The sequence below is a fragment of the Streptomyces sp. NPDC102437 genome, from assembly GCF_044765565.1.
In the GTDB taxonomy this organism is placed as follows: domain Bacteria; phylum Actinomycetota; class Actinomycetes; order Streptomycetales; family Streptomycetaceae; genus Streptomyces.
In genome coordinates this window covers 1-5,942 of sequence record NZ_JBIWKI010000113.1, presented here as the reverse complement: position 1 = coordinate 5,942, position 5,942 = coordinate 1, and the positions used below count along the sequence as shown (strand labels likewise).

Below are 5,942 nucleotides of genomic sequence, written 5' to 3'. Positions count from 1 at the left end.
CCCGGCTGAGTTCTGGACTCAGACCGTACCACCTGGACGAGTGCTCGCCCCTCTCGCCCGCAATTTCCTGCACCTCTCCACCACCCTCCCGCACCCCCATACCCCGTCTGACCTGCCTAAACGCCCGACGACCCAACCCGAGGCGAGCACCCAGCCCCTGACGCACCAACGAACCTGACGCTGCGTCAGGAAGGTACGAGCAGTCAAGCACCCCCATCGAACCAAATACATGGACCAATTCACCGCACCCAAGGAAAGCACCGCTCGCACCCAAAAAGAATTGGCGCCACCTCCCCCGAAAACACACCAGGGAAAGCAGCACCAATTCCACCACCGTTATTCAGACTCAAGCGCCTTCATGTGCTTATGGACCGTGGACGGCGACCGTCCGGCGAATGCTGCGACCCGGCGCTGGCTCCACTCGCACTCGAACCCGTACCGAATCCGGGCACGCGCCTGACCATCGGTCAGTAGCTCCGGCCGTCGACCGGGGGCACAGTCGTCGGGCAGGCCGGGCAGGTCCCAGTCGTGTGCAGGGCCGGCCTTTTCAGCGGGCACCTCCTCGACCTGCGGCCCGGGAGCGGGAACCCGGGCCGACACCTGCGCCCGAGCAGGCGCCGAGGCCGCCACCGCGCCTGAGGCGCCCTCGCGGACCGGAACCGGCCCGGCAGTCATGGACGGGCCCGAAACGCCCTCAGACGGCCGCCCAGCGGCCCGCACGCCCGCCGGAGCAGGGACCGGGGCGGGGACGGGTACACGTACCGGAGCTGTCGCGACTGGTGACGGCACGCCGTCAGTACGGCGCGACGGCATGCCGTCGGTGAGGCTGTGAGCTGGGGGGATTGTCGCGGTGAGCCGTTTCTCTTCGAGGTCCAGGCGCCGGTCCTCGATCCGGCGGGCGGCGCGGGCGACCTCCCGTTGCTCCTCCAGGTCCAGGGCGCGCTGCTCGTCCTCCTGGCGCTGCTTGCGTTCGCGCTGCTCGTCCTCCAGGCGCTGAGCCCGCTTGCGGTCGGCCTCCTCCCGCTCCTCGCGGGCCGCGCGGTCGGCGTCCTCCTGTGCCTGGCGGCGCTTGCGGTCGGCCTCTTGCTCGGTGGCCTTGCGCGCGGCTTCCTGCTTCGTGGCCTCTTCCAGCTCGGCTGTGGTGAGCCGCGCGGCGAGGCGGCGCCGGTAGGCGGGCCCGGCCTCCGCGACCAGAACGAGGATGCCGGGGGCGACCAGGTGCTGGGCCACCCCGGTCCAGTCGCTCTTCTCGGCCGCGTGCCCGACGTTCAGGAACACCGACGCCGCGCCGGTGAACAGGCGCAGCGCCGCGGCCCACTTCCCGCCGCTGATCTCGTACCGGCTCGCGATCTCGTCCGCGCGCAGCGCGCCGATGAACGCGAGGTCGACGACCAGGGGCAGCACGAACGCCGTGTCCTCCCACCCCTTCGACACGTGGGCCCGGACGTAGGGAGTGGCGTTCAGCATCGACCACAGCACCATCCCGGCCGCGACGCCCCACGTCATGAACGAGATGAACCGGTCGGCCGTCAGCATCTCCTCCCGCAGCCGGGCCGCCGAGCCGGGCGGGCCGGCCTTCTCCAACTTCTTCCTACTCATGAATTCCTGACTCTCCGTAGTGTGCGCGCGTGGTGCGCGCGGAACGTGCGTGGGCGGGTGCGGGTGCGCACCGCCGTGGTTCTAAGGGCCGGGCGGGGTGTGTGCTGTGCGCACGGTGCGCACAGCACACACCCCGGGTGGGTCACGCTGTGTCAGGTGCTGGGCTACTGGGGCGGGCAGACCGGGCAGACCGGGGATTCGGTCCAGCCGCCGCAGCGGGCGCACTGGTACAGGTGCGCCCAGACGCCGAGCCGGCGGGCGACGGCGCGGGCACGGGCCCGGACGGTGACGGGCCTGGCCTCGGTACGGATCGATGACACGATGGGGTCCTCCCTCTCAGGGAGATCAGCCGGGCCGCCGATTGCTTGGTCGTGGTGGGCGGCCCGGCGCCGATGTCCGGACGGTTGTCCGGCTCCCCGCCCGCCCCGAGCCGGTGCTGGCCCCAGGACGGACGGGCAGCCGTCAACCCGCCGCAGCCATCCCTTGACCGGTCGGCCCCGCCTCGCGTACACGCGTGCGCGGCACGCGGGACACGCGGTACGCGCGGCACGCGTTGGAGTCCCCGATCGACACGAGTCCGGGGCCAAACCGGCCCGGCGCCGGGCGCAGCAGCGCCTGCGGGAGCCGATCCGCCTTGGCCGTGTTGCACGGCTCGCAGGCGAGCACCAGGGCAACGAGCGTCCACGTCGGCAGCCAGCGGCGGGGGATGAGGTGGTCGATCGTCGCGCCGTCCAGGCCGGGGCCGAATCCGTGGCCGCAGTACCAGCACTGCGCCCCGTCCCGCTCCGCCAACGCCGCCCGGATCCGCCGCCGCCGCGCCGCACCCGGAGTCGTGCCGGCACTCACGCCTGGCCCCGGTCACGCGCGCGGTCCAGCTGGTTCATCAGGCGAGCGAGCCGCCGCAGGCACGCACTCACCGCCTGGTGCCGGATACGCAGCCGCCGGGAGATCACCACGATCCCCACCCCGGCAAGCCGCAACAGGATGATGTCGCGGTCCAGGTCGCTCAGACCCTCCAGCACCGTCCGCTCAGCCTCGGGCAGGTCCTCCACCGTCACGGGCACCGCCCGCGCCGCAGCCTCCCTCTCGCGTGCCTTGCGCTGCTCCCTGGCCTGCGTCTCCGAGACTGCCGGGTCCTCGCCGCGCAGCATCGCCACCGCCTGGAGCTGCAACCGCTGCGCCGTGTGCTCGGCAATCCCCAACCGCTGCGCCAGGTACTTCCTCGGCACGCCGTAGCAGTACTCGACCATCACCGCCCGCAGCCGGTCCGGCAACGCCGACAGCAGTTCCTCACACCGCTCGGACATCTCCGCGTCGGTCAGGACCAGCGGCCCGGCCTCAACCGCCCGCCACCTCGGCTCGGCCAGATCCACCACAATTTCCCCGCTGCTCCGCAGCCGGTAGTGCGCGCACGTCTCCGTCCTCGCCCTGCGCAGCAAGTAGATACGCGTCGTGTCCTCGTCCAACCGGTCCGCGCCCGTGGCCAGCAAGGGATCCCCACCCCGCCGCGCGAGCTGCAACCACAACTCGCCCGCGATGTCCTGCGCCCGGTCCTCCGCCTCAGCCCAGTCCAAGCCGTACGACGTCACCAGCCGCGCCCTCACCGCACCCAACACCCGGCGCCCGTACGCCGCGAACAGCTCCCCCAACCGCTCCGACTGCACAGCCGTCAGCGGCACATCCTCCCGATACCCCAACCGCCGGCCCCGCCGCACCGAGCCCTCCGGCTCCGCCTCCGGACCCAGATCGGTGTCCTCCCGCTCCCAGCGCTCCGCATCCTCCTTCAACCCCGCCTTCGGACGGGTGGCCTGCACAAACACCGGACGCTCCGCGACAATCGACATGTCGGTGCCTTCTCTCCACTGCCAAATGGATGGGTCCGACAGCCAGCCCCGGCGCTCCAACGCAGGGGCAAACACGGCTCAGGTGCTCCAACACCTGGGCACAGAGCGGTCCCCGGCTCCAACCGGGGGCCGCTTTGGCTGCCGTGAGATAACGTATACGTTAGAAGTAGCTTGAGCAAGGGTTGACGTATACGCTAGTCCCCTTGGTGTTGATCAACGGAGGGACTGGACGATGAGCGCTAGATACGAAGAAATCGCCCGTGACCTGCGTGAACGCATCGCGTCGGGCGAGTTCCCGCCGGGCAGTCCCCTGCCGCTGATGCGTGACGTCGCCACCCAATACGAGGTCAGCGACATCACGGTGCGCAAGGCATGGGGGATGCTGAAGCGGGAGGGACTGATCGAGAGCCGCCGACGGGCAGGCATGTTCGTCAGGGAACACCCCGACCGTGTGCGGCTTACCGTCCGGAACCGCCAAATCGAGCGGGACGAGCTGGGCTACTACAGCGGCCCCGAGGTGCAGCACTGGCGGGCTCTCCCACACCCAGACGGGGACCGTACGCGCGTGACCAGCGCTCCTGTCCCTGCCGATGTCGCGGACGTCCTGGGCGTAGAGGCCGGCACGTCTCTGACGGTCCGCAAGCGGATCATCGGTGACCCGGACGTGCCCGAGCACCGCCAAATCGCCGATTCGTGGATCGCGGAATGGGTCACGGAAGAACTGCCGTCACTCACTGGAAATACCGGTGCAGGAGGCATGTACGACCGATTGGAAGAGTGGGCCAACAAGCCGCTTCATTGGCGCGAAGAAGTGTCAGCTCGAATGCCTTCCCCGGAAGAAGCCGACGTATTGCTTATGCCGCAGACAGGCGTACCAATATTGCGGGCTATTCGCGTTACGTATTTCGCGGGGCGCGGCCGTAAACCAGAACGGATTGTTGAGGTACAAGACATTCGCATGTCATCAGAACTGTTCGCAGTCGGATATCCGCTGCCTCGTGGGTCATCGGCAAAGTGGCCGGTCGCGCCCGCAAGTAGCGACTACTACCGTGCCACCGATCCTCAGGAATAGAACTCTGCCCACAGGCGGGATCCGTAAGGATGTCGCCCAACGCAACAGGCCCCGCCAGACGGCGGGGCCCGCAGGTCCCCCCGGGGTCGCCACCCCGGACGGAGAAGCACTCTCGACTGGCAAGAGGAGGTGCGCTCCCTTGAGCGTACGTGCACGACAGGACAGCAGGCCACAGGGCCTGACCAGCGGGGTCGCCGGGTCGGCGGTGGCCTGGTGATCCAGCACATGAACCTGGTGTTCCAGGCCGGCGGGCTGAAGACGGGTGAGGGCGCGTTCCTGATGGCGTGCGCGAACCACACCGACAATCGCGGCTACGTGATCGCGCACATGAAGCAGCTCGCGGACGAGGCGCACATGACGCTGCGGGCCGCACAGGACAACCGGGCGCGGCTGGAGGTCCGGGGCCTGCTGAAGTCGAAAGAGCGCCTCAACCCGAAGAACAGGGCGCAGATGGCCAACCTGTTCCGGATCAACCTGGACAAGCTGGCGGCGATGAAGCGCTCGAAGACGGACTACGGACCGACGCTCATCGAGGAGCTGACCTTCGACGCCGCCGACGCGCCGCCCGAGGAAAACCCCAGCTCAGACCCCCATGCAGATTCTGCACCCCCCCCCGCAGATTCTGCACCCCCCCATGCAGAATCTGCGGGGGATGGGGATGCAGATTCTGCACCCCTTCTCCTTCCTTCTTCTGTTCCCTCTTCTCTCTCTGGTTCCGGCCGTCCCTCAGGTGACGGGTCGGTGCAGGACGAGAGAGAGGCGGCTGCGCCGGAGGGCATGCCCGCTGTGGCTGAGGCGGGTGTGCCGGGTCCGCGTGAGGACACGGACGGCCTGGCCGAGGTCGTCGCAATGCTGGCGGGACTGCCGCGCAGCACGGAGGCAGTGGCCCTGAAGCTGGCGCCGTTGGCTGCTGCTGGTGTGGCTGCGGGCTGGACGGTGCCGGAGCTGCGGGCTCATCTGGTCCGTAACTGCGATGTGGAGCGGGTGCGGTACGCCCCGGCGGTCTACGAGATGCACCTGCGCCAGCTCCCGGCGCCGTCGAAGGCCCGGCCCGAGCAGCGGCCGGGGCGGGAGATGTGCGAGCGGCATCCGGCGTTCGCGGCTGATGACTGCTCGCCGTGCCGGCGCGCGGAGATGGACCGGCAGCAGCGGGGCGCTTCGGAGCCGGGGCCGGTCGATGGGATGGGGCTGCTGGCCCGGGTGCGTGCCGGTCAGTCCGCCGGGGGTGCCCAGTGAGCGCGGCGACCGAGGACCTGGACTCGTTCCCCCGTCAGCAGGGCGGGGTGCCTGCGCAGGATCTGGACGCGGAGATGTCCGTGCTCGGGGCGATGTTGCTGGGCGGCAAGGACGCGGTCGGGGAGATCCTGGACTGCCCGATGCGGCCTCGGGACTACTACCGGCCCGCACACGAGACGATCCACGCCGCG

Annotated in this window: 7 protein-coding genes; 3 read left to right on the top strand and 4 right to left on the bottom strand. The window is 69.7% G+C overall.

Annotated features, from left to right (window positions below):
• Positions 1–336: 336 nt before the first annotated feature.
• From ACIRJP_RS41910 to ACIRJP_RS41895, 4 genes are all read right to left on the bottom strand, one after another.
• Positions 337–1,599 (bottom strand): hypothetical protein, encoded by a 1,263-nt coding sequence (locus ACIRJP_RS41910; protein ID WP_404186398.1) that lies wholly within the window; start codon positions 1,597–1,599, stop codon positions 337–339.
• A 164-nt stretch (positions 1,600–1,763) separates the two neighbouring features.
• Positions 1,764–1,919, bottom strand: coding sequence for a hypothetical protein (locus ACIRJP_RS41905; RefSeq protein WP_404186396.1), 156 nt, complete (start codon positions 1,917–1,919; stop codon positions 1,764–1,766).
• Between the two features lie 142 nt (positions 1,920–2,061).
• Entirely contained in the window at positions 2,062–2,445 is a 384-nt protein-coding gene (locus ACIRJP_RS41900; RefSeq protein WP_404186394.1) for an HNH endonuclease, read from the bottom strand.
• Entirely contained in the window at positions 2,442–3,443 is a 1,002-nt protein-coding gene (locus ACIRJP_RS41895) for a hypothetical protein (protein ID WP_404186392.1), read from the bottom strand. The genes ACIRJP_RS41900 and ACIRJP_RS41895 overlap by 4 nt, the downstream gene beginning before the upstream one ends.
• Before the next feature lie 232 nt (positions 3,444–3,675).
• On the opposite strand from ACIRJP_RS41895, the gene ACIRJP_RS41890 reads away from it, so the two are divergent.
• From ACIRJP_RS41890 to ACIRJP_RS41880, 3 genes are all read left to right on the top strand, one after another.
• Positions 3,676–4,515, top strand: a complete 840-nt coding sequence (locus ACIRJP_RS41890; RefSeq protein WP_404186390.1) for a GntR family transcriptional regulator — start codon at positions 3,676–3,678, stop codon at positions 4,513–4,515.
• Between the two features lie 213 nt (positions 4,516–4,728).
• Positions 4,729–5,751, top strand: a complete 1,023-nt coding sequence (locus ACIRJP_RS41885) for a hypothetical protein (protein ID WP_404186388.1) — start codon at positions 4,729–4,731, stop codon at positions 5,749–5,751.
• The coding region (locus ACIRJP_RS41880; protein WP_404186386.1) for a DnaB-like helicase N-terminal domain-containing protein at positions 5,748–5,942 on the top strand (195 nt) is incomplete at its 3' end. The genes ACIRJP_RS41885 and ACIRJP_RS41880, both read left to right, overlap by 4 nt.